This is a genomic window from Arenibaculum pallidiluteum (assembly GCF_017355985.1).
In the GTDB taxonomy this organism is placed as follows: domain Bacteria; phylum Pseudomonadota; class Alphaproteobacteria; order Azospirillales; family Azospirillaceae; genus Arenibaculum; species Arenibaculum pallidiluteum.
This window is the reverse complement of the sequence record NZ_JAFIQU010000005.1, coordinates 136,168-158,137: the sequence shown is the minus strand read 5'-3', so window position 1 is coordinate 158,137 and position 21,970 is coordinate 136,168. Positions and strand designations below refer to the sequence as shown.

The following is a 21,970-nucleotide window of genomic DNA, read 5'->3' as shown; positions in this document are numbered from 1 at the left end:
GAACACCCGGAGTCCTCATGCGTGTGCGGTCGGAGATCATCAAATTCGCCGTCGTCGGCGGCGCGAACACCGTCATGGACCTGGCCGTCTTCGTCGCGCTCATCGGCTTCGGCGTCCCGCCCCTCATGGCCCACGCGGCCTCCTACGGCGCGGGTACCATCCAGAGCTTCTTCCTGAACCGGAGCTGGACCTTCGGCGGCAGCAGCGCGGGACACAGCCCATGGCGCCAGTTCGGTCGCTTCGCGACGGTGAACCTCGTCAGCTTCCTGCTCGGCAGCATGATCCTCTGGGCCGGCCTCGGCATGGGCCTGCCGCCGCTGGCGGCAAAGCTCGCCTCGATCCTCGGCGGCTTCTTCTGCAATTACGGACTGAACCGGGCCTTCGTCTTTCGGGTGCCGCTCAGCCCCCGAAGCGCCTGAAGCGGCGCATCCGCCGCACCACCGGATCGAGTGGGGTAGCGCCGCCGCCGGCCGGACGCACCGCTTACCCCCGCGGCGGTAAAGTCTAAAGCGCCTTACCCGATAGATCGGGCGGCTGCCTAGACTGCCGCCAGCCTAAGAACCCCTCAGTCCCCGCCCGCGGCCTGGTCCGGAGCGGGGCCGCGCAAGAGGTGATCGATGCCGCTCGCCCCATCCAGACTGATCTCCGTCGCCGGATCGCTTGCCCTCGCCGCCCTCGTCTCGGGCTGCGCCGGGAACAAGCCGGCCGCTCCCAGCCAGGTCCAGATGACCTCGACCGCCGCCCCGGATTACCGGATCGGACCGCTCGACACGGTGCAGGTCTTCGTCTGGCAGGCCCCGGAATTCTCCGTCACCGTCCCGGTCCGGCCCGACGGCCGCATCTCGACGCCGCTGATCGAGGATCTCGTCGCCGCGGGCAAGACCCCGACGGAGCTTGCGCGCGACATCGAGGAGCGGCTGAAGCTCTACGTCACCGACCCGCTCGCGACGGTCATGGTCAGCAACTTCGCAGGCCCCTTCGACCAGCAGGTGCGCGTCGTCGGCCAGGCGATGAAGCCGGCCGCCGTGCCCTACCGCGCCAACATGACGGTGCTGGACCTCCTGATCCAGGTCGGTGGCCTGACCGAGTTCGCGGCCGGCAACCGCGCGGTGCTCGCCCGCGCGGGCAACAGCCAGACCTTCAACGTGCGGCTCGACGACCTGCTGCGCGACGGCGACATCAGCGCGAACGTGCCGGTGCTCCCCGGCGACGTGGTGATCATCCCGCAGAGCTGGTTCTGAGCGCCGGACGCGACCATGGACCAGGAAATCCGGCAACTGATCCGCGCGCACCTCTACGGGCTGTGGGAGCGGCGCTGGCGCGTCGTCGCCGTGGCCTGGACGATTTGCGCCCTCGGCTGGACGGCAGTCGCCGTCCTGCCCAACCGCTACGAGAGCTTCGCGCGGGTCTACGTCGACACCTCCACCCTGCTCAGGCCCCTGATGCAGGACTTGGCGGTGCGGCCCGACGTCGAGCAGCAGGTGGACGTCGTCCGCCGGACGCTGCTGTCGAGGCCGAACCTCGAGCAGCTCATGCGCATGACCGACATGGACCTGACGGTCACCACGCCGGTCGAGCAGGACACGCGCATCAAGGAGCTCCAGCGCGACATCCAGCTCAAGTCCGAGGGCGGTCAGCTCTTCACGGTCTCGTACGAGCACCGGGATCCCGCCGTCGCCCAGCGGGTCGTCCAGGCGCTTCTGAACATCTTTGTCGAGCAGAACGTGGGCTCGAACCGGCGCGACATGGAATCGGCGCGCCGCTTCATTGAGCAGCAGATCCGCGACCACGAGAAGCGCCTGCGCGAGACTGAGCAGCGCGTGGCCGAGTTCCGCACGCGCCATGCGGCGCAGCTCGCGACGCATGACGAGATCAAGACCGCGGCGGAGGAGGCGGCGACGGAGCTTCGCAGGGTCGAACTGCAGCTCGAGGCGGCGATGTGGACCCGCGACCAGCTCCGCTTCGAGCTCTCGCGCACGCCCGACGCCCTGAAGCCGGACCGGCTGCTGGGGGCCGGCCCGTCGGCCGATCCCGCGGCGGCCCCGAACCCGCAGGCGACGACGCTGCGCCAGATGGAAGAGCAGCTCGCCTCGCTCCAGGCCACCAAGACGCCGCGCCATCCCGACGTGATCGCGCTCAAGCGCCGGATCGAGGCCTTCCGCTCGGAGATCGCCGGCAACCCCGCGGCGCCCGATGGTGCCGGGACCGGGACCGTCGCCAACCCCGCCTATGTCCGGGCCCAGGAGAACCTGCGCCGCGCCGAGCTCGAGGTCGCGACCCTGACCAAGCGCGCCGACGCCCGGCGCGAGGAGGTGCAGTCGCTGCGACGTCAGATCACGGCGCTGCCCGACATCAACCTGCAGCTCGCCGAGGTGAACCGCGACTACGACGTGGTCCGGAAGAACTACGACGAGCTCGTGCAGCGGCGCGAATCGGCGGAGCTCGCCGAGAAGCTCGCAAGCCAGACGAAGAACGTCGAGTTCCGGATCGTCGACCCGCCGATCGTGCCCGTGAAGCCTTCGGGCCCGAAGCGCGTCCTGTTCTTTGCCGCGGTCCTGTTCCTGGGCCTGGGTGCGGCGGTCGGCCTCTCGGTCCTGACGACCCAGCTCAAGGACTCCTTCGGCAGCGCCGAGCGGCTGCGCAACCGCTTCGACCTGCCGGTGCTGGGCGCGGTCAGCGCGGTGGTGCTCGACGTGAGCCCGGTCGTCCGCGCGCTCGAGATCGCCATGGTCGCGACGATGGGCGCGCTGCTGCTGAGCATGTTCGCCTTCCTCGTCTACCTCTTCCAGTTCGCGGCGGTACCGCCGGACATCTACTCGCACGTCGCGCGCATCGTGGCCGAGCTTCGGCTGCTCTGGACCTGAACTCCCCTGGGGTGCCTGGATGAATCTGATCGAGAGAGCCGCTGCGCGGATCACCGAGGAGGCGCCGAGATCGCTGCTCGAGCGGGCCGAGGCCCAGGGTCTCTTCGCCACCGTCCCGCCGACGGCGCATGTCGTTGCGCCCGCCGTGATACCCGCCGTGATACCCGCTGCGACACCCGCCGCGGAGCGGACCGGCGCTGCATGGCCCGACGCGTTGCCGAAGCCTCCCTCCCGGGACGTCACGGCCGGGATCGCAACGGTCGCGCTGGACCGGGCAGCCCTCGCCGCGGCCGGCTATGTCCTGCCCGAGGGCCGGCGCGACCGGCTGGCCGAGGAGCTGCGGATCATCCGCCAGCGTCTTGCGCCGCCCGGCGCGGTCCCCTTGTCCTCGGTGATGATCACCTCGTCCTGGGCCGGCGAGGGCAAGACCTTCTTCGCGCTGAACCTTGCCCTGGCCGCCGCGCGCGACGAGGACCGCCCGATCCTGCTGGTCGATGGCGACCTGCGGCGCCAAGGGCTGAGCCGGATCCTCGGTCTCGGCGAGTCGCCGGGCATTCATGCTTTCTTGGAGGGATCGGAGCCCTTCGAGGCCTGCCTGCGCCGAGTCGAGGGCCTTTCGCTGACCATCCTGCCGGCGGGCCGCAACGCGGCCTCGGAAGAGCCCATGACCGAGCCGCAGATCCGCCAGCTCGTCGAAATGGCGGCGGCCAGGATGCCGGATTGCCTCGTGATCTACGATGCTCCGCCGCTTCTGGCGGCGACCGAGGCGATCCTGCTGGCGCCCCAGGTGGACCAGGTGCTGTTCGTGGTCGAGGCGGACCGGACGCCCGAGCGGGCGATCTCGGCGGCACTCGACCTCTTGTCCTCGACCGAGCATGTGAGCATGGTCTTGAACAAGGCGCCGGCACGGCGCGGCGACGACACCTTCGGAGCGTACTACGCGCCGCAGGACGATGCCGGGCAGACGGTGCGGTCGTGACCACGAGGGGGACCCATCTTGCGCCTGCGCAAGGTTCTGCGGCCGACGGCCGCGGCCGCCGTCTGCGTGATGTCGGGTTGGACGGCGGGCCCTGCGGCAGCCGCGAATCTGCGGATCGAGAACGCGGTCTCGGGCTCGGTCACTGCGTCCGACAATCTGCGCCTGGAACCCGCGGGCTCCAAGGAATCCGGCTTCATCCTGGGTCAGACCGGGCAGACGTCGGTCCGGGCCGACGGCAACCGGCTGGACGCGGCGCTGGACCTCTCGCTCGACCTGATCGAGACGCTGGGATCCGAGCGCGAGGTGACGCTGCGGCAGACCGGCTTCGGCTTCGGCACGGCCGAGCTGCTGGAGGACCTGCTGTTCGTGGAGGCCCAGGGCTCGGTCCAGCGCGTGCTGCTGGATCCCGCCCAGTCCAGCGGCCTGACGGCCAATCCCTACTCCACCCAGGAGGACCGGGCGAACGCCTATTCCCTGTCGGTCTCGCCCTGGCTCCAGCACGACTTCGCCGGCTGGGCCCAGGGAGAGCTGCGCTATCGCCGCTCGGAGGTGCTGATCAGCGAAGGGGTCGGCGACAGCTCGGTGGACGAGGCGAGCGCGAGGCTGCGGAGCGGGCGACGCTTCGACCGGCTGAACCTGGATGCCCTTGCGGAGCGACACGAGACCGAATCCGAGACGCGGACCGGCGATCTCGAGCGCACGACCGCCCTGCTGGACGGCCGCTGGTTCCTGTTCCGGCAGTTCGCGGTGGTGGGCTCGGCGGGCTACGAGACGATCGAATCGCCGGGCCTGACCGGTCCGCCGGACGGAGCGATCTGGACCGCGGGCATCTACACGCGCCCAGGGCCGCGGACCGAGCTGGAGGCCCGCTTCGGGCACCGCTACGGCGGCTCGATCTGGGAGGGATCCGGCAGCTACAAGCTATCGGAGCGGGTGGTGGTGCGCGCCTCCTACGGCGAGTCGATCGAGACGACGCAGCAGTCGCTGCTCTCGCTGGGCTATGCGCTGGACCCCGTCACCAACCGGATCATCGATCCGCGCACCAGCCTGCCGGTCGAGGCGGATGCCGGCAACGGCCTGTTCAACCAGGTCTACCGCTCGAAGCAGGGCACGGTCTCGGTGACGGCGGCCTTCTCCCGGACGGAGGCGACGCTCGCCTACACCGATACGGTGAGGGATTTCGACCTGCGGCCGGACGACCACGTGCGCCAGTTCAGCTCGCGCATCGACCATCGGCTGACGCCGCTGCTCTCCGGCGCGGTAGCGTTGGGATACCAGCGCTACGATCAGTCCGCGACGGCCGAGTACGGCACCTTCCTCGGCCGGGTCGAGCTGAGCCGGCGGCTGTCCACGGACTTCCGGCTGACCGGGGCGCTGTCCCATTCGCGGCGCGAGGCCGACAGCGGGACGCCGGGCTACACCGAGACCGCCGCAACGGTCTCCGTGCGCCTGGACTTCTGACCCGGTACGGCTCCGGCACCGCTCCCAACCATTCCCTGCAGACGGCGCACGGCGCCGGCCCGGCCCTGCGCCGGGCCGGGCGCCCCGGTGCGCGCCCCGCCCCGACACCGCGAGGATAAGGGACCCATGTACGAGAGCTTCTACAAGTTCAGCGGCCAGCCGTTCCGGCTCAGCCCCGACCACCGGTTCTTCTTCAACAGCCAGGCCCATCGCAAGGCGCTGGCCTATCTACGCTACGGGCTGAGCCAGGGGGAAGGCTTCATCGTGGTGACGGGGCCGGTCGGCACCGGCAAGTCGACGCTGGTCGCCCAGCTTTTCGCGGAGATCAGGCAGGCCCCGGTGGTCGCCGCCCAGATCGCGACCACCCAGATCGAGGCGGACGACGCCGTCCGGCTGGTGCTCGCCGCCTTCGGCGTGACGCCGCCGACCGCCGACAAGGCCGCCATGCTGAAGGCCTTCGAGACCTTCCTGATCCAGCAGCACCGTGCCGGAAAGCGCGTTCTGCTCGTGATCGACGAGGCCCAGAACCTGCCGCGCCGGACGCTTGAGGAGTTCCGGATGCTGTCCAACTTCAACCTGGGCGGACAGCCGCTCTTCCAGAGCTTCCTGCTGGGCCAGCCGCAGTTCAACGCGATCCTGGCCGATCCCGACCTGGAGCAGCTCCGCCAGCGGGTGATCGCCTCGCACCAGCTCGAGCCCATGACGGCGGCAGAGACGCGCGCCTATGTCGAGCACCGCCTGCGCCTGGTCGGCTGGACCGGCCGGCCGTCGCTGGCCGAGGACCTGTTCCCCCTGGTCCATGAGGAGACCGGCGGCGTGCCGCGCCGCATCAACACCGTCTTCAGCCGCCTGCTGCTGATGGGCGCGCTGGAGGAGCGCGAGCATCTGGACGCCGCCTGCGCGCGGACCGTCCTGGCCGAGCTCAGGAGCGAGCTGGCCGAGAGCCTGGACCGCGCCCCGCGCCGCACCGCGGCCGAGGCGCCGGCGCCCGCCACGGGCGCGGCCGATCCCGCCCTGGCCGACCCCGCCCTGCAGGAGCGACTCGCCAGGCTGGAGGCGCGCGTCGAGGCGCAGGAACGCAGCCTCCAGGAGGCGGCCGAGGCGCTGCTCGGCCTGATCGCCGCCGGCCTGCCTGCCGGCACGCCCGCCCTGCACGCGGCGGAGTGACGTCCATGACCGGCACGATGCCCGCGAGGGTCGTGAACGCCATGTCCGTGGACGTGGAGGACTACTATCAGGTCTCGGCCTTCGCGGGCACCATCCCGCGCGCCGAATGGGACCGCTGGCCCGACCGTGTCGGCACCAGCACGCGCGCGTGCCTCGCCCTCTTCGCGGAGCGGGACGTGCGGGCGACCTTCTTCGTGCTCGGCTGCGTCGCGCGGCGGCATCCCGACCTGATCCGCGAGATCGTCGCGGGCGGGCATGAGCTCGCCAGCCACGGCATGTCCCACCACCGCGTCTGGGAGCTGTCGCCCGCGGAGTTCCGCGCCGATGTCCGCGACACCCGCCTGCTGCTTGAGGATCTCGGCGGTGTCCCGGTGCGCGGCTACCGCGCGCCGAGCTTCTCCATCGACCGCCGGTGCTGGTGGGCCTACGAGATGCTGGCCGAGGCCGGCTATGCCTACAGCTCGTCCATCCACCCGATCGCCCACGACCACTACGGCATGCCGGACGCGCCCCGCGGCCCGTTCGAGCCCGGGTCCGGGATCACCGAGATCCCCGTGGGCACGGTGGAGCTCGGCGATCGCCGCTTCTCCTGCGCCGGGGGCGGCTTCTTCCGGCTGCTGCCCTATGCCTGGAGCCGCTGGGGCATCGGCCGCGTCAATGGCGCCGAGGGACGGCCGGTGGCCTTCTACTTCCATCCCTGGGAGATCGACCCCGGACAGCCGCGCGTGCCCGGGGCGCCGTTGCGCTCGCGCCTGCGCCACTACACCAATCTCGGCCGCATGGAAGCCAAGCTGCGCCGGCTGCTCCGCGACTTCGCCTGGGACCGCATGGACGTCGTCCATGGAACCGCCCAACCGCTGGCAGAACCCCTGAAGGTGGCCTGATGACCGTCGCCCTCTCCATCCCCACGGTCCGTCCCGCCGCAGCTGCCGACGAGGCGTCGTGGGAGAGCTTCGTCGCGCGCTGCCCCGAGGCGACCTTCTTCCACCGCTGGGGCTGGCGCCGCGCCATCGAGACGGCCCATGGCCACCGGACGCACTATCTCATGGCCGAGCGCAACGGCGAGACCGTCGGCATCCTGCCGCTGGTCCAGCTCCGCTCACCGCTGTTCGGGCATGCGCTGGTCTCCACCGGCTTCACGGTCGGCGGCGGCATCGCGGCCCTGGACGCCGCCGCCGAGGCGGCGCTCGCGACCGCGGCGGCCGAGCTCGGCGCCCGCCTGGGCGCGGCGCATGTCGAACTGCGGCACCGGCGGCCCCTGGGCATCGGCTGGATCGACAAGTCCGACCTCTATTGCGGCTTCCGCCGCGCGATCCCGGAGGGCGGCGACGATGCGATCCTGAAGGCGATCCCGCGCAAGAAGCGCGCCGACATCCGCAAGAGCCTGGGCACGAACCTCGTGACCGAGCTCGGCGACCTCGACCGCTTCTACGCGCTCTATGCCGAGAGCGTGCGCAATCTTGGAACGCCCGTGCCCGCGCGGGCCTGGTTCCGCGCGCTCCGCGACGCCTTCGGCGAGGACTGCGAGATCGCCGTCGTGCGCGGCGAGGCCGGCGACCTTTCGGCGGTCATGAGCTTCCATTTCAGGGACGAGGCCCTGCCCTACTATGCGGGCTCGGTCCCCGCAGCGCGCCCGGTCCACGCCTACGACTACTTGTATTTCGACCTGATGCGCCGGGCCGCGGCGCGCGGCGCCCGCATCTTCGACTTCGGGCGTTCCAAGCGAGGGACCGGCCCCTTCGACTACAAGACCTACTGGGGCTTCGAGCCGGAGCCGCTGCACTACCAGTTCCACCTGCTCCGCGGCGGCACGCTGCCCGAGGTGAACCCGCTGAACCCAAAATACCGTCTGATGGTCGAGGGCTGGCGCCGACTGCCTCTGCCCGTCGCCAACCTGCTCGGCCCGCATCTGGCGCGCCAGCTCGGCTGAGCCGGCGCGCCTCAAGACAGTTGCGCGATGGCGTAGACCAGGGCCGCCCAGAACGCGAGAAGCACAGTCACGATCACTGCGATCGCCGCCTTGGCCGAAAGCATATGCACCCCCGTTGCACTCGCCGGGCAAGCAGCAAGAGCCATGCCAGGGCGGGCGAACCCGCGGGTTTCCGCCGGAGCCGGACCGAAACCCGGCGTCCAGTGTAAAGGCCTCCGACTCCTGCGCCGTCCCGGGATCCGAATGGGTAGTCCGCCGCAGCGGCGTCACCGGGCGGAATTCACCCGAAATCGCGGATAGGTTCCACCACGGCGCCCGCCGGCAAGCGCCGCATTTGACCTAGATTTCGCCTGCGATCAGCCCGCCGGCCGGTTGCCGCCGGCACACTCGCCCGCAGATCGGAGCGACATGACGGATCAATCCATTCCCGTGCAGGCTGCGGCGTATCCGACGCCCTGGACCCGCGCCTGCGCGATCTTCGGCTGCCTCGCCGCGCTGCTGACCTGGTCCATGTGGGGGGCGGTCGCCAGCATGGCGGCGACTTGGTGGAACGACGTCACCTACAATCACGGCATGCTGGTCCCCGCGATCAGCCTCTATCTCCTGTGGGCCGGCCGCGACGCCCTGCGAGCGCTGGCGCCGCGTCCGGAGCCCCTGGCCCTGCCGGCACTTCTCCTGTGCATCGGCGGCTGGCTCCTGGGCCGCGCGGCCGAGGCGCAGGTGGTCGAGCAGGCCGCCTTCGTGGGCGCGCTGATCGCGCTGGCGGTCGTCGTCTTCGGCCGGCGCGCGGCGCGCGCGGCCTGGTTCCCGCTGGCCTTCCTCGTCTTCATGGTGCCGGCCGGCGACGTGCTGATCGCGCCGCTCCAGGACTTCACCGCCGCCTTTTCCGTACAGCTCCTGCGCCTGGTCGGCATCCCCACCTATGTGGAGGGCGTCCTGATCTACATCCCGAGCGGCGCCTTCGAGGTGGCCGAGGCCTGCGCGGGGCTGCGCTTCCTGATCGCAAACGTGGTGGTGGCGGCGCTCTTCTCCTATCTCGTCTACGACCGCGCCTGGAAGCGCGCCGCCTTCCTGATGACGGGAATCGCCCTGCCGATCCTCGCCAACGGGCTGCGGGCCTTCGGCATCATGGTTCTCGCCCATGCGACCGATCACCAGATCGCGGCGGGCGCCGATCACATCATCTACGGCTGGGGCTTCTTCTCGGCGGTGATGCTCGCGCTGCTCTGGATCGGCAACCGTTTCGCCGACCGGCCCGTGGGACTGCCGGCGCTGACGCTGCCGCGCCGTGCCGACCGCCCGGGTGCAGGCATCACTGCCGGCCCCGCGGCGCGCTGGACCACCCTTGCCGCAGCCGCCGCGATGATCCTTGCGGGTCCCGCCTATGCGAGCCGCGTGATGGGCGAGCCGGGCACCGCCCCCCGGCGCGCGCTGACCGCGCCCGTCGCAGCGGCGCCGTGGGTGCCGACAGGCCACGCCGCGGACTGGGAGCCGCATTTCGTCGGGCCGGACCGCACCCTGCGGGCGGCCTGGTCCGCCGGAGCGGAACGCGCGGAGATGGCTCTCGCCTGGTACGACTGGCAGCGCCAGGGCGCCGAGGCCGTCAATGACGGAAACCGCTTCGCCGACGACACCGTCTGGACGCGCGTCGCGACGCGGACCGTGACCTTCTCGGGAATGCCGGCCCGCATGGACGTGCTGCGCGCCGGCGGGCGGAACCGTCTGGTGCTGTCCTGGTACTGGGTGGACGGGCGGCTCACGCCCGACGCGGTGGTCGCGAAGCTGCGCCAGACCTGGACAACGCTGACCGGTCGCCGCCGCAGCGCCGCGATCCTTGCCCTCAGCGCGCCCTTCGACGAGCGCCCCGAGGAGGCTCTCGCCGCGCTGGAGAGGATGGCCGGCGCCCTGCCGCCGCTCGAGGTGTGGCTGAACTCCAACGTGGCGGAGGGCTGAGCCATGTGCGGGATCGCAGGCGCCTTCGACCTCATCGGCCGCCGCCCCATCGCGCCGGCGCGGCTGCGGCGGATGACGAACCGTCTCGCCCACCGCGGGCCGGACGGGGGCGATGCCCATCTGGAGCCCGGTGTCGCGCTGGGCCACCGGCGGCTGGCCATCATCGACCTCGCGGGCGGACGCCAGCCGCTCTTCAACGAGGACGGCCGCATCGTCCTGATCTGCAATGGCGAGATCTACAATCACCACGAACTCCGCGAGGAGCTGCGCGCCCGCGGCCACAACTTCCGCACCGGCAGCGACTGCGAGGTGATCGTCCATGGCTGGGAGGAATGGGGCGAGGACTGCCTGTCCCGCCTGAAGGGCATGTTCGCGCTGGCGCTCTGGGACGGACGGGGCGGGACGCTGCTGCTGGCGCGCGACAGGCTCGGCGAGAAGCCGCTCTACTGGACGCGCACGCCGGACGGCCTGCTGCTCTTCGCCTCCGAGCTGCCGGCGCTTCTCGCCGGGCTGGACGAGGAGCCCGAGATCGATCCGCTGGCGGTCGAGGACTACATGGCCTTCGGCTACGTGCCCGACCCGCGCACCATCCGCAGGGGTGTCTTCAAGCTGGCGCCAGGGCACCGGCTGCTGCTCGCCCCGGGGAGGCCGGCCGCGGCCCCCGTGGCCTGGTGGGACCTGCGCTTCGAGCCGCGGGGAACCGAGCCCGCTCCGGAGGAGCTGCTGGAGCGGCTGCGCGGCTCCGTCCGTGGCTGCCTCGAATCCGAGGTGCCGCTCGGCGCCTTCCTGTCGGGAGGGGTCGATTCCAGCGCGGTCGTCGGCTGCATGGCCGAGGCGCTGAGCACGTCCGTGCGCACCTGCTCCATCGGCTTCTCGGACCCGCGCTTCGATGAGTCCGCCCATGCTGCCCGGGTCGCCGGGATCTTCGGCACCCGCCATGCCTGCGACACCGTCGAGGTGGACGCGGCTTCCCTGATCGACCGGCTGGCCGAGGTCTACGGCGAGCCTTTCGCCGACGATTCGGCGCTGCCGACCTACCTGCTCTGCGGCATGGCGCGGCGGCAGGTCACGGTGGCGCTCTCGGGCGATGGCGGGGACGAGGTCTTCGCGGGCTATCCCCGCTATCTCGCCCATGCCCGGGAGGAGCGCGCGAAGGGGCTGCTGCCCGCGGCGCTGCGCCGGCCGGTCTTCGGCGCGCTGGCCCGGTCCTACCCGAAGCTCGACTGGGCACCGCGCTGGCTGCGCGGCAAGAGCACCTTCGAGGCGCTGGCGGCCGATGCGGCCGGCGGCTGGTTCCGGGCCGTGACCCTTGCGCCCACGCCGCTGCGCCACCGCCTGCTGTCGGGGGACGCGCTGCGCGCGCTGGACGGCTACACCGCCGAGGACACCGTGCGCCTGCACGCAACGCGCGCCGGCACCAACGACCCGATCGCCCGCGCGCAGTACGTGGACATCAAGCTCGGCCTAGCCGGCGACATGCTGGTGAAGGTCGACCGCGCCAGCATGGCCCACGGGCTCGAGGTCAGGGCGCCGATGCTCGACCACACGCTTGTGGAATGGGCCGCAAGCCTGCCGACGGCGGCGAAGGTCGGAGGCGGCACCGGCAAGAGCCTCCTGAAGAAGGCCATCGAGCCCTGGCTCCCGCGCGAGGTGATCTACCGTCGCAAGCAGGGCTTCTCGACGCCGCTGGCGGGCTGGCTGCGCGGCGGCCTCTCCGAGCGCGTGCGCGCGGCGGTGGACCGCTCGCCCCTGACGGAGAGCGGCCTCTTCGACGCCGCCGCGCTGAAGCGCTGCGCGGCCGAGCACGCCTCGGGCCTGCGCGACCACGGCCGGGTGCTGTGGTCCCTGCTGATGTTCGACGCATTCCTGCGCACCGGCACGGCCGCGGCCATGCCGGCGGCGGCCGAGTAGGGGCGCCGGCATGGACACGCTCTACTTCCTCTTTGGCCTCGTCATGGTCGGCATGGTCTTCCACTGGGCCGTCACCCATGACCGCAAGCCGCCGACCGGCGGGGTGTTCGGAATCAGGGACCCGTCGGATGCCCCCGCTCCGACCCGCCGGAAGCCGCCCCACGGCCGCCGCGCCGCCGCGCCGCGCGGCGGCCGCCCCAACCCGCGCCAGACCATCAAGCAATGAGGAGTCCCGTCTTGCACCATGTCGCTCTCGTCGGCGCCGGATACATCGCGGACGTCCACGCGGAGGCGCTGAAGGCGCTTCCTTCGGTCCGGCTGGCCGCGGTCGTCGACCCGGCGCGCGGGCGCGCCGAGGCGCTGGCGCGCCGCTGGGGCATCCCGGCCGTCTACGGCTCCATCGAGGAGCTGATCGCCGCCGGAACCTGCACCGTCGCGCATGTCCTGACCCCGCCGCCCCACCACCGCGCCCCGGCCGAGGCCCTGCTGCGCGCCGGGCTGGACGTGCTGGTGGAGAAGCCGATGGCCGAGACGGGCGCGGACTGCGCCGCCCTGCAGGAGGCCGCGCGCAGCGCCGGACGCGCCGTCTCCGTGAACCAGAACTTCGTGCATCACCCGGCGCACCGCGCGCTCAAGGAGGCGGTCGACCGCGGCGAGCTCGGCCCCTTGCGGCATGTCTGCGTGCTCTACAACATGCCGCTCGCCCAGCTTTCGGCGCGCCAGTTCGGCCACTGGATGTTCGACCGGCCGCGCAACCTGCTGCTGGAGCAGGCGGTCCACCCGATGTCCCAGATCGAGGACCTGCTCGGCCCGATCGGCGAGATCTCGGTCACGCCGGCGCCGGCGCGCCGGTTCGGCGACATCGAGCTGAACACCACCTGGCTCGTGTCCATGACCTGCGCGCGGGGGACCGCGCAGCTCCAGTTCTCGCTGGGCCAGACCTACCCGGTCTGGCAGGTCCAGGCGTTGTGCGACGACGGCATGATGACGGCTGACTGCATCAACGACCGCGCCGTCCGCCAGGAGCCCGGCAAGGGCATGGACTGCTTCGACTCCTTCCAGAGCGGGCTGGCAGCGGCCCGCCAGCTCGCGGCGCAGAGCCGGCGGAACCTCGCCTCCTACGCGCTTTCGGTGCTGAAGCTGAAGCCGCGCTCCGATGCCTTCTTCCGCAGCATGTCGGGAAGCATCCGGGCCTTCTATCAGGCCCTGGAGACCGATCGCGCCTCGCTCGACGGGGCGCTGGGCCGGAGGCTGGTCGAGGCCTGCGAGCGCATCGCCGCGGCCGTCCCGGAACGGGCCCGCCGGCGCCCGGCCCCGGTGCCCCAGAACGCCGCCTGCGACGTCCTGGTGATCGGCGGGACCGGGTTCATCGGCCAGCATCTGGTGGGAAAGCTGACCGCCCGCGGCAGCAAGGTCGCCGTGATGGCCCGCAACCTGAACAACCTGCCCGACCGCTTTCACGGGCCCGGCGTGGTGCTGGTGCGCGGCGATGCCTCGCGCGCCGAGGACGTGCGCCGCGCGGTCGAGGGCGTCCCGGTGGTGATCAACCTGGCCCATGGCGGCGGCGCCACCACCTGGGAGGGCATGGAGCGCGCCATCGTGGGCGGCGCCCGCGGCGTGGCAGAGGCCTGCCTCGACGCCGGGGTGCGCCGCCTGGTCCATGTCGGCACCATCGCGGCGCTCGACCTCGGCGACCCGCAGGCGGTCATCACCGGCGAGACCCCGCCGGATCCCAGGGCCGAGACCCGGGACTTCTACACCCGCGCCAAGGCCGCGGCGGACACCCTGCTGATGCGCATGCATCGCGAGCGCGGCCTGCCGGTGACGATCCTGCGCCCCGGGGTGGTCGTCGGCGAGGGCGGCATCGCCTTCCACTCCGGCATCGGCTTCTACAACCGCGAGCGCCACTGCCTGGGCTGGAATGCGGGGACCAATCCCCTGCCCCTGGTCTTGGCCGAGGACGTGGCCGACGCCATCCTCCGCGCGATCGAGGCGCCGGCGGCCGTGGGCCGCAGCTACAATGTGGTCGGCGACGTCCGGCTGACGGCCCGCGAGTACACCGAGCAGCTCGCGAGGGCGCTTGGCCGGCCGCTCGTATTCCACCCGCAGAGCCTCGGCTTCCAGTTTGCGGTCGAGCTCTTGAAATGGGCCGTCAAGAAGGCGGCGGGCCGCAAGGATGCGGCCTTCCCCAACCGCGCGGACCTCGCCTCGCGCGGGGCGCCCGCGCGCTTCGACACCGAGGACATCAAGCGTGACCTCGGCTGGCAGCCGGTCGCCGACCGCGCCCGCTTCATCGAAAGGGCCTTCGCCGTCCATGCCGGCTGAACCGCAGCACCTCCTGCATGTCTTCTCGACCTTCGCGGTGGGCGGACCGGAGGTCCGCTTCACCACGGTCGCGAACCGGCTGGGACGCCGGTTCCGGCACACGATCGTCGCCATGGACGGGAAGTTCGACTGCGCCGCGCGCCTCGATGCGTCCCTGGACGTCGATCTGGTCGGGGTGCCGCCGGGTGGCGGTCGGGGGCTGAGCCCAGGACGGCTCGCGGCCTTCGCCCGGATGATCGGGGAGCGCCGGCCCGACAGCCTGCTGACCTACAACTGGGGCGCGATCGAATGGGCCCTGGTGCATAGGTTGCGCCCGCGCTCCCGGCACGTCCATTTCGAGGACGGCTTCGGACCGGACGAGGCTGACGGACGCCAGATCCCGCGGCGCGTCTGGTTCCGGCGGCTATCCCTCACCGGCCGCACGCGTGTGGTCGTGCCCTCGCGGCTTCTGGAGCGGATCGCGAAGGAGGTCTGGCGGCTCGACCGGAAGCGCGTCGAATACGTCCCCAACGGCGTCGATATCGGGCGGTTCGCGCCCCGGCGGGCGACGCTTGCGGGCCTGCGCCCCGGCGCGCTGGTGGTGGGAACCGTCGGCGCCCAGCGGGCCGAGAAGAACTATGCCCGGCTCATCCGCGCCTTCGCGGCGCTGCCGCGGAAGGACGTCGGGGATGCCGGCCGCCAGCTCGTGCTGGTCGGCGACGGGCCCGAGCGGCCCGCGCTGGAGGCGCTGGCGCGCAGGCTCGGCGTGCAGGACGACGTGTTGTTCCCGGGGTCGCTCGCCCGGCCCGAGGACGCCCTGGCGGCCTTCGACGTCTACGCTCTGTCCTCGGACACCGAGCAGATGCCGATCAGCCTGCTGGAAGCGACGGCGGCGGGTCTTCCGGTGGTCGCGACCGATGTCGGCGACGTCCGCGCCATGCTGGCGCCGGAGAACGACGGCTTCGTCGTGCCCAAGACGGACGAGCACGGCTTCGGCCGCGCGCTGTCCCGGCTGCTCGGGGATCCCGCGCTGCGCGGGCGCATCGGCGAGGCGAACCGGGAACGCACCGTCGCCGAATACGACCTCGACCGCATGGTGGCGTCCTACGAGCGCCTCTTCACGAGCTGATCCACGAGCCGACTGGGGGATCGATGGCCGACATCCTGTTCCTGACCCACCGGATTCCCTTCCCGCCCAACAAGGGCGAGAAGATCCGGCCATACCAGATCCTGCAGCATCTCCGGTCGGAGCACAGGATCCATCTCGGCTGCCTGATCGACGACCCGCACGACTACGAGCACGAGCCCGTGATGCGGGTGATGACCGAGAGCGCCCATTTCGCGCGTGTCGACAGGCGCTGGGGCAAGCTCCGCTATCTCGACGGCCTGCGCCGGGGCGCACCGCTCAGCTTCGCCTTCTTCCGCGACGCCGGGCTGATGGCCTGGGTCGACCGGGTCCTGCGCGAGACGCGCCCCGAGATCGCCTATGTCTTCTCCTCGGCCATGGCGCAGTACGTGATCGACCACCCGCTGCGCCCGCGCCGGATCGTGATGGACTTCGCCGACGTGGATGGCGCCAAGTGGGCGGAGTACGCGACCCGCGCCGGCGCGCCGATGCGCTGGGTCTACCGGCGCGAGGCCCGGCTGGTCCTGGCCGAGGACCGCCGGATCGCCCGGGCCGCGGACGCCTCGCTCTTCGTCAGCGAGCCCGAGGCCGAGCTGTTCCGGACCCTCGCCCCCGAGAGCGCGGAGCGGACCTGGGCCGTCGGCAACGGGGTGGATGCCGAGTACTTCTCGCCGCGCCCCCTGCCCTCGCCCTATCCCGACGGGGCCCCGACCTTCGTGTTCACCGGGCATATGGGCTATTGGCCCAATGTCGACGCGGTCTGCTGGTTCGCCGACGCGGTCCTGCCCGGACTGCGCCGGCGGGTTCCCGGCGCCCGCTTCGCGATCGTCGGCGCCGACCCGGCCCCGGCGGTCCGGTCGCTGGCGGCCGATCCCGGCATCCTCGTCACCGGCCGCGTCCCCGACGTGCGGCCCTACATGGCCCATGCGGCGGCGGCCGTCGCGCCGCTTCGGATCGCCCGAGGCATTCAGAACAAGGTGCTGGAAGCCATGTCCATGGCGCTGCCCGTCATCGCATCGCCGCAGGCCTGGACCGGCATCGATGCCGAGCCCGGGCGCGAGCTGCTGCTGGCGGAGAGCGCCGACGACTTCGTCGAGGCCGCGGCCGCCGCCGCGGCCGGTGTCCATGACGGCATGGGGGCGGCCGCGCGGCGCTGCGTGGTGGCGCGCTACAGCTGGCCGGCGCGCCTCGCGGCGCTCGACGCGGTGATCGCGGCGCCGCGCCCGCGCGCCGCACGGGCGGTCGCCTGAGCATGCGCGGGCTGGCGGCGTTCGGTTTCGTATGTCTCGTCCTCGCGGGCTGCGCGGCTCCGGCGCCGGAGCGCGTCGCCCTCGCAGGCCGTCCGGAGGTCGTCCCCTGCATGGACCCGACCCGCGGTACCGTCAGCCGCGTGCCGGCCGACGCCTGCCCGGGCGGGCCGCTCAGCGCTGCGGAGGCGGAGGGGATCGAGGCCCGGCGCGCGCAGGTCGCACGTGCCATCGTCGCGGCCCCGCGCTCGGCCGGGCCTGGCCGGCTGGCCGGCGTCGGCAGCGGCTTCGCCGTCGGTCCCGGCGGCGAGGTGATGACCAACCACCATGTGATCGACGGCTGCGCGGCCCTGACCGTCTTCGCGCCCGGCCGCGGCCGCCACGTGGCGCTCGCGCTCGCCTCGGACGCGGAGGCCGACCTCGCTGTGCTCCGCGCCGGGACCCGGGCCGAGACCTGGGCGCGCTTCAGCGCGGCCCCCGGACGGGCGCGCTCGCTGCATGGTGCCGTCGTGGGCTTCCCTGCGATCGGCGCGCCGACCGTGCTGGCGACGCTGACCGCAGTGCATGCCGGCGATCCCACGCAGGCACCGGTCTTCCCCCTCGGCGGCCCGATCCGCCATGGGCACAGTGGCAGCCCCGTTCTCGACCAGTCGGGGCTCGTGATCGGGGTCGTACGCGGCCGCATCGACCGCGCGGACGGCGGCAGCGACGTCGGCATCGCGGTGGCTCCCGCCGCCGCAATGGATCTGCTTGCGCGTGCAGGGGTCAAGGCCGACCGGGCCGAGCCCGGCGATCCCGCGGGTGACGACGTCCTCCTGGCCGAGGCGCGGCGCTGGACCTGGCGTGTCGAGTGCTGGCGCTAGCGGGCGACCCCGCCCGCCCTTCAGCTTCCCATCGTGTCGGAAAATCTTACACAGCCGCCGGATCCCGGGGTGTGGATCCGCGCTGTGCCTGGCCTCGAGCGCCATGGCGCGATGCTTGCAGCCGTCGGCCAAAGCCCCCCGAACCCCGAGGCCAACGATGAAGACACCTGCACGCGCCCTCCTGGCTGCCACCCTCGCAGCCGCCTCTCTGGCCGCTGCGGATCAGGCCGACGCCGCAACGCTCTATGCGAACCGGAGCCTCTTCGGAGCCGCCATCGGCATGAGCGTCACGGACGACTACAGCAACCCCGAATACCTCCGCGGCGACATCATCGACGGGCCAGACTACGACTATCACAGCGATGCGCGCATGAGCGCGATCTTCGGCGAGACCACGTACCGGACCACCTTCTTCCCCGACAACAACGCCATCACGAACCAGCCCGGCAACCCGGCCTACTGCGCGGCGTGCAACGGCTCCTTCGCACTGTCCTTCGGAACCACGTCCCTTGCCGAGGGCGGCGGGGTTTACGGCGTCGCCTTCGACATGATCTATCTGATCTTCTCGCCCACCGCGACGGTGAGCTTCGCCTCCGGCGCGACCATGGACTTCCGCCTGAGCGGCAGCTTCTGGGGCATCACCAGCGACGATCCCATCACGGGCGTGCATATCGGCGGTCCCGGCGGCCAGGTCCGCAACGACTTCCTGGTCGTGATGGACAATCTCACCATCGCCGCCGCGCCAGTGCCCGAGCCCGCGACGATCGCGCTGCTGGGCTTCGGGCTCGCCGGCCTGGCGGCCGCTGCACGCCGGCGAGATCCGGCCTGACCAGCGGCGGCCGGTCCAGGGCCTGACTTCCTCCGCCAGGCTGACGCGCGTCTCAGCCCGGCGCGATGCCGCGGCGCCACAGCCGCGGCAGCAGGTTCCGCGCCGCCCCCGACAGGCCCGACAGGGTGGCGGGATCGTAGGCGGCGAGGCCCCAGCGCTGGCGCCTGTTCGGCAGCCAGTCCTGCTTGTAGGGGTCGTCCCCGCAGCCGAAGTCGACCTCGTCCGCGGCGCCCTGCTCCAGCAGGTCCTCCATCATGTGGCGCGTCAGCAGCGAGCCGGGCGACCACCGGCCGAAGGATTCGGCATAGGCGAGCTTGAAGATCGTGGCGCGGCGGCGCCAGACCAGCCAGACCTGGGCGGCCGCCGGCTCCCCGTCGATGGTCATGGCGCCGACCCGCACCGCGCCCAGCGGCATGCCCCGTCGGATCAGCGCCGGCATGAAGCCGGGGTGCGGCTCCGGGGCCTTCCAGCTCTGCGCGTAGACGGTCTCGTAGAGGGCGACGGCGCGCTCGGGGTCGGTCACGACGGCGAATTCCGCGCGGTGACCGGCGCGGCCCAGCGCGCGCGCCTTGCGCGCCACCGTGTTGCGCAGGCGCTGCGGCCGCCCGGACCAGTAATCCCCGAAGCCTATCCCGGCCACTGGCTGGTACCAGTTGCCGAAATGGGGCCAGGTTTCCGTAAGCCATCCAGCCCTGCGCAGCCCGGCGCGAAGAGGTCCGGGATCGTCCAGCGCCTGGAAGCGGAGCCGTCCCGGCCGCTCGGAACCCCGGCGCAGCGCGCGGGCCCAGTGCTCGACCGCCTCGGCGAGCGCCGAGCCGCCGTCGTCATCCTCGCGGCGGGGCGGACCGAACCTGCAGGTGTAGAAATTGGCGATCGCCCCCAGCAGGGCCCCCTCTCGCGCCATGGGCAGCGCCAAGAGCGGTCCCCCACCGTCGCAGACCAGGTGGATCTGGACCGACGAACCCGGTGGAAGGCAGGTCCCCGCCAGGATCTCGAACCACGCCGCACTGTCGAAGAAGTCGGCCGGCGGCGGCAGCCGCAGCCCCGTCAGGGTGGCCGATCGCTCGAGAACCAGGGGGCAGGATGCCGCCGCGGCGGAGAGTGGCAGGCCGGTCATGGATCGGTCCTACCATCAGGGCCCGCCGGACAGGCAGCCCCGCATCGGCGCTACCACGCCCGAACGGATAAGACCCAACTCAGGCGACGGGGGCGCCGTCGCGGAACGACCGGGCCGGGCCGAACTTGCCGACCGGCACGAGATGCGTGACCAGGCCGCCTCCGGGCAGCAGGGCGTGCAGCAGGTATCCCGGCGGCTCGAGGCGGTAAGCCATGGGCGGGTCGGGCCGCAGGTCCAGGTTGATCTGGTGGGCGGTCGATGGCGCGACGACGGCGAGCGTGCCCGCCCACCGGAGCTGGACGGAGCGGTGCAGGTGTCCGCACAGCAGCCGCTCGACCTGCGGGTTGGCGGCCAGGATTGCCGCAAGGCGCTCGGCCCCGCGCCGCAGGTTCCAGGCATCCATATAGTCGACGCCGACGGCGAAGGGCGGATGGTGCATGAAGACGAGGGTCGGACGGTCCGGCGCTTCGGCCAGCTTCCGCTCGAGCCAGTCCAGCCGCGCCTCGCAGAGCTCCCCCTCGACGCGGCCGGGCGCGAGCGTGTCCAGGAACAGCATGCGCAGCGGCCAGTCCTCCACGGCGTACTGGACGAACCCGTCGAGCTCCAGCGGCCAGCCCTGCGCGGCGAAGGTCGCGAGCAGGAGCGCGCGCCGGTCGTGGTTTCCCGGAATGGCGAAGACCGGCTGGCGCAACGACGCCAGGATCCCGGCCAGGCGCTCGTACTCGGTCTCGGTGCCGGCATCGACGAGATCACCCCCAAGCACGACGACGTCCGGCACCGGGCTGCGCGCAGCGATCTCGGCCAGGGCCGCCGCCAGCGCCGCGCCCGTGTCGACCTCACCCATGTAGTCGTCGCCGCTGGGTCGCACGTGGCAGTCGCTGAGATGGGCGATCAGCATCGGGGATCCTCCCTCGTGGCGGGCGGCGTCAGCGCCGCCGCCCGCCGCGGTGTCTTGCCATGAACTCCGGCGGCTTCCCGTGTATCCAGCGGCGGAACGCCTCGATCTCGGGATGGCCGCGGAGCCGTTCGATGGTGTGGTACCAGTCGCGGAGCTCGCGCTCGCTCAGCACCGCGTGGATCTTGCCATGGCAGATCCGGTGCAGCAGCACGGTTTCGGTGCCCTTGTAGCGCCGCGGCACCAGGTGGTGCTCGTTCACGCTGGCGCCGCGAACCAGCGGCCGGTCGCAGAGTGGGCAGATCGGCAGGTCTCGATGCGGGTCGGCGGGCATGGCCTTCAGATCGGGCGCGAGCCGGGCGATGACAAGAAAGCGGCTATGCCTTCGCACATATAGGTAACCTCAGCCGAAAGTGGTATACGACCCACTTTCCCCGGCCTTCGCGTACAAGCCCCCATGCTCCCAATCATCGGTATCGTCACGATCTTCATCATGGTCTTCGGCGGCTACATCCTCGCTGGGGGCAAGATGTCGCTGATCATCGCCGCCCTCCCCTTCGAGATGATGATGATCGGCGGCGCCGCGGTCGGCGCCTTCCTGATCTCCAATGGCGGCCCCGTGCTGAAAGGCGCGCTGGGCGGCATGAAGCAGGTCTTCTCCGGCCCGAAGTGGAAGAAGGACGACTACCGCGACCTTCTGACCCTGCTCTTCATCCTGACGAAGACGATGAAGACCAAGGGCCTGATCGCGCTGGAGCAGCACCTGGACAAGCCGCACGACAGTGCGATCTTCCAGAAGTTTCCCAAGATCATGCACGACCACTTCGCGCTGGACTTCATCTGCGACACGCTGCGCATGGTCAGCATGTCCATGGACGACCCGCACCAGGTCGCTGATGCCATGGAACGCCTGCTCAAGAAGCATCACCACGAGGCGCTGAAGCCCGGCGACGCGCTCCAGTCGATGGCGGACGGTACGCCGGCCCTCGGCATCGTCGCGGCCGTGCTGGGCGTGATCAAGACGATGGCCTCGATCGACCAGCCGCCGGCCGTCCTGGGCAAGCTGATCGGCGGCGCGCTGGTCGGCACCTTCCTGGGCGTGTTCCTGGCCTACGGCTTCATCGGCCCCTTCGCCGCGCGCTACCGGCAGATCGTCGACGAGGACGGGCAGTTCTACGCCGTGATCCGGGATGCCATCATCTCGCATCTGAACGGAAACGCGCCGCAGGTCTCGGTCGAGGTCGCGCGCGGCAATGTTCCGTCGCCGATCCAGCCCAGCTTCGCGGAGCTGGACGAGGTCCTGAACGCGACGGCGGTCTGAACC

At 71.6% G+C, this 21,970-nt stretch carries 20 protein-coding genes; 17 read left to right on the top strand and 3 right to left on the bottom strand.

Annotation, left to right across the window (positions count from 1 at the left end; translation table 11 throughout):
• Window positions 1-17: 17 nt before the first annotated feature.
• From JUB13_RS12680 to JUB13_RS31335, 16 genes are all read left to right on the top strand, one after another.
• Window positions 18-419: a GtrA family protein gene (locus JUB13_RS12680; RefSeq protein WP_207479380.1), complete on the top strand. Its 402-nt coding sequence runs from the start codon at window positions 18-20 to the stop codon at window positions 417-419.
• A gap of 198 nt (window positions 420-617) precedes the next feature.
• Window positions 618-1,241 carry an XrtA/PEP-CTERM system exopolysaccharide export protein gene (locus JUB13_RS12675; RefSeq protein WP_207479377.1) on the top strand — a complete coding sequence of 208 codons (624 nt, stop codon included), beginning with the start codon at window positions 618-620 and terminating at the stop codon, window positions 1,239-1,241.
• A gap of 15 nt (window positions 1,242-1,256) precedes the next feature.
• Window positions 1,257-2,864 (top strand): XrtA system polysaccharide chain length determinant, encoded by a 1,608-nt coding sequence (locus JUB13_RS12670; protein WP_207479375.1) that lies wholly within the window; start codon window positions 1,257-1,259, stop codon window positions 2,862-2,864.
• 19 nt (window positions 2,865-2,883) lie between these two features.
• The gene (locus JUB13_RS12665; protein WP_207479372.1) at window positions 2,884-3,843 is read left to right on the top strand and encodes a P-loop NTPase family protein; all 960 of its coding nucleotides are present in this window, start codon (window positions 2,884-2,886) and stop codon (window positions 3,841-3,843) included.
• Between the two features lie 18 nt (window positions 3,844-3,861).
• Entirely contained in the window at window positions 3,862-5,304 is a 1,443-nt protein-coding gene (locus JUB13_RS12660; protein ID WP_207479369.1) for a TIGR03016 family PEP-CTERM system-associated outer membrane protein, read from the top strand.
• Between the two features lie 126 nt (window positions 5,305-5,430).
• A complete protein-coding gene (locus tag JUB13_RS12655) occupies window positions 5,431-6,471 on the top strand; it encodes an XrtA/PEP-CTERM system-associated ATPase (RefSeq protein ID WP_207479366.1) in 1,041 nt (346 codons plus the stop codon).
• A gap of 5 nt (window positions 6,472-6,476) precedes the next feature.
• Window positions 6,477-7,355: an XrtA system polysaccharide deacetylase gene (locus JUB13_RS12650; protein WP_236024918.1), complete on the top strand. Its 879-nt coding sequence runs from the start codon at window positions 6,477-6,479 to the stop codon at window positions 7,353-7,355.
• Window positions 7,355-8,401: a FemAB family XrtA/PEP-CTERM system-associated protein gene (locus JUB13_RS12645; RefSeq protein ID WP_207479361.1), complete on the top strand. Its 1,047-nt coding sequence runs from the start codon at window positions 7,355-7,357 to the stop codon at window positions 8,399-8,401. Before JUB13_RS12650 ends, JUB13_RS12645 begins: the two co-directional genes overlap by 1 nt.
• A 408-nt stretch (window positions 8,402-8,809) precedes the next feature.
• Window positions 8,810-10,354 (top strand): exosortase A, encoded by a 1,545-nt coding sequence (gene xrtA / locus JUB13_RS12640; RefSeq protein WP_207479359.1) that lies wholly within the window; start codon window positions 8,810-8,812, stop codon window positions 10,352-10,354.
• A 3-nt stretch (window positions 10,355-10,357) separates the two neighbouring features.
• On the top strand, window positions 10,358-12,265 hold the full coding sequence (locus JUB13_RS12635; RefSeq protein WP_207479356.1) for an XrtA/PEP-CTERM system amidotransferase: 1,908 nt from the start codon (window positions 10,358-10,360) through the stop codon (window positions 12,263-12,265).
• A gap of 10 nt (window positions 12,266-12,275) precedes the next feature.
• Entirely contained in the window at window positions 12,276-12,491 is a 216-nt protein-coding gene (locus JUB13_RS12630; RefSeq protein ID WP_207479353.1) for a hypothetical protein, read from the top strand.
• Between the two features lie 11 nt (window positions 12,492-12,502).
• Window positions 12,503-14,590, top strand: a complete 2,088-nt coding sequence (locus JUB13_RS12625) for an NAD-dependent epimerase/dehydratase family protein (protein WP_207479350.1) — start codon at window positions 12,503-12,505, stop codon at window positions 14,588-14,590.
• On the top strand, window positions 14,580-15,698 hold the full coding sequence (locus JUB13_RS12620) for a glycosyltransferase family 4 protein (protein ID WP_207479348.1): 1,119 nt from the start codon (window positions 14,580-14,582) through the stop codon (window positions 15,696-15,698). The genes JUB13_RS12625 and JUB13_RS12620 overlap by 11 nt, the downstream gene beginning before the upstream one ends.
• A gap of 23 nt (window positions 15,699-15,721) precedes the next feature.
• Window positions 15,722-16,945 (top strand): TIGR03087 family PEP-CTERM/XrtA system glycosyltransferase, encoded by a 1,224-nt coding sequence (locus tag JUB13_RS12615; protein WP_207479345.1) that lies wholly within the window; start codon window positions 15,722-15,724, stop codon window positions 16,943-16,945.
• A 110-nt stretch (window positions 16,946-17,055) separates the two neighbouring features.
• Window positions 17,056-17,805, top strand: coding sequence for a S1 family peptidase (locus JUB13_RS12610; RefSeq protein ID WP_207479342.1), 750 nt, complete (start codon window positions 17,056-17,058; stop codon window positions 17,803-17,805).
• A gap of 157 nt (window positions 17,806-17,962) precedes the next feature.
• A complete protein-coding gene (locus JUB13_RS31335; RefSeq protein ID WP_236024917.1) occupies window positions 17,963-18,634 on the top strand; it encodes a PEP-CTERM sorting domain-containing protein in 672 nt (223 codons plus the stop codon).
• Window positions 18,635-18,686: 52 nt separating this feature from the next.
• On the opposite strand, the gene JUB13_RS12600 is transcribed toward JUB13_RS31335, so the two are convergent.
• From JUB13_RS12600 to JUB13_RS12590, 3 genes are all read right to left on the bottom strand, one after another.
• Window positions 18,687-19,751: a GNAT family N-acetyltransferase gene (locus JUB13_RS12600; RefSeq protein ID WP_207479339.1), complete on the bottom strand. Its 1,065-nt coding sequence runs from the start codon at window positions 19,749-19,751 to the stop codon at window positions 18,687-18,689.
• Window positions 19,752-19,830: 79 nt separating this feature from the next.
• Window positions 19,831-20,649 (bottom strand): phosphodiesterase, encoded by an 819-nt coding sequence (locus JUB13_RS12595; RefSeq protein ID WP_207479337.1) that lies wholly within the window; start codon window positions 20,647-20,649, stop codon window positions 19,831-19,833.
• A 28-nt stretch (window positions 20,650-20,677) separates the two neighbouring features.
• On the bottom strand, window positions 20,678-20,980 hold the full coding sequence (locus JUB13_RS12590; RefSeq protein ID WP_207479335.1) for an HNH endonuclease: 303 nt from the start codon (window positions 20,978-20,980) through the stop codon (window positions 20,678-20,680).
• Between the two features lie 123 nt (window positions 20,981-21,103).
• On the opposite strand from JUB13_RS12590, the gene motA reads away from it, so the two are divergent.
• Complete coding sequence (motA, locus tag JUB13_RS12585) at window positions 21,104-21,967, top strand: flagellar motor stator protein MotA (RefSeq protein ID WP_207479332.1); 864 nt, start codon at window positions 21,104-21,106, stop codon at window positions 21,965-21,967.
• Window positions 21,968-21,970 lie beyond the last annotated feature (3 nt).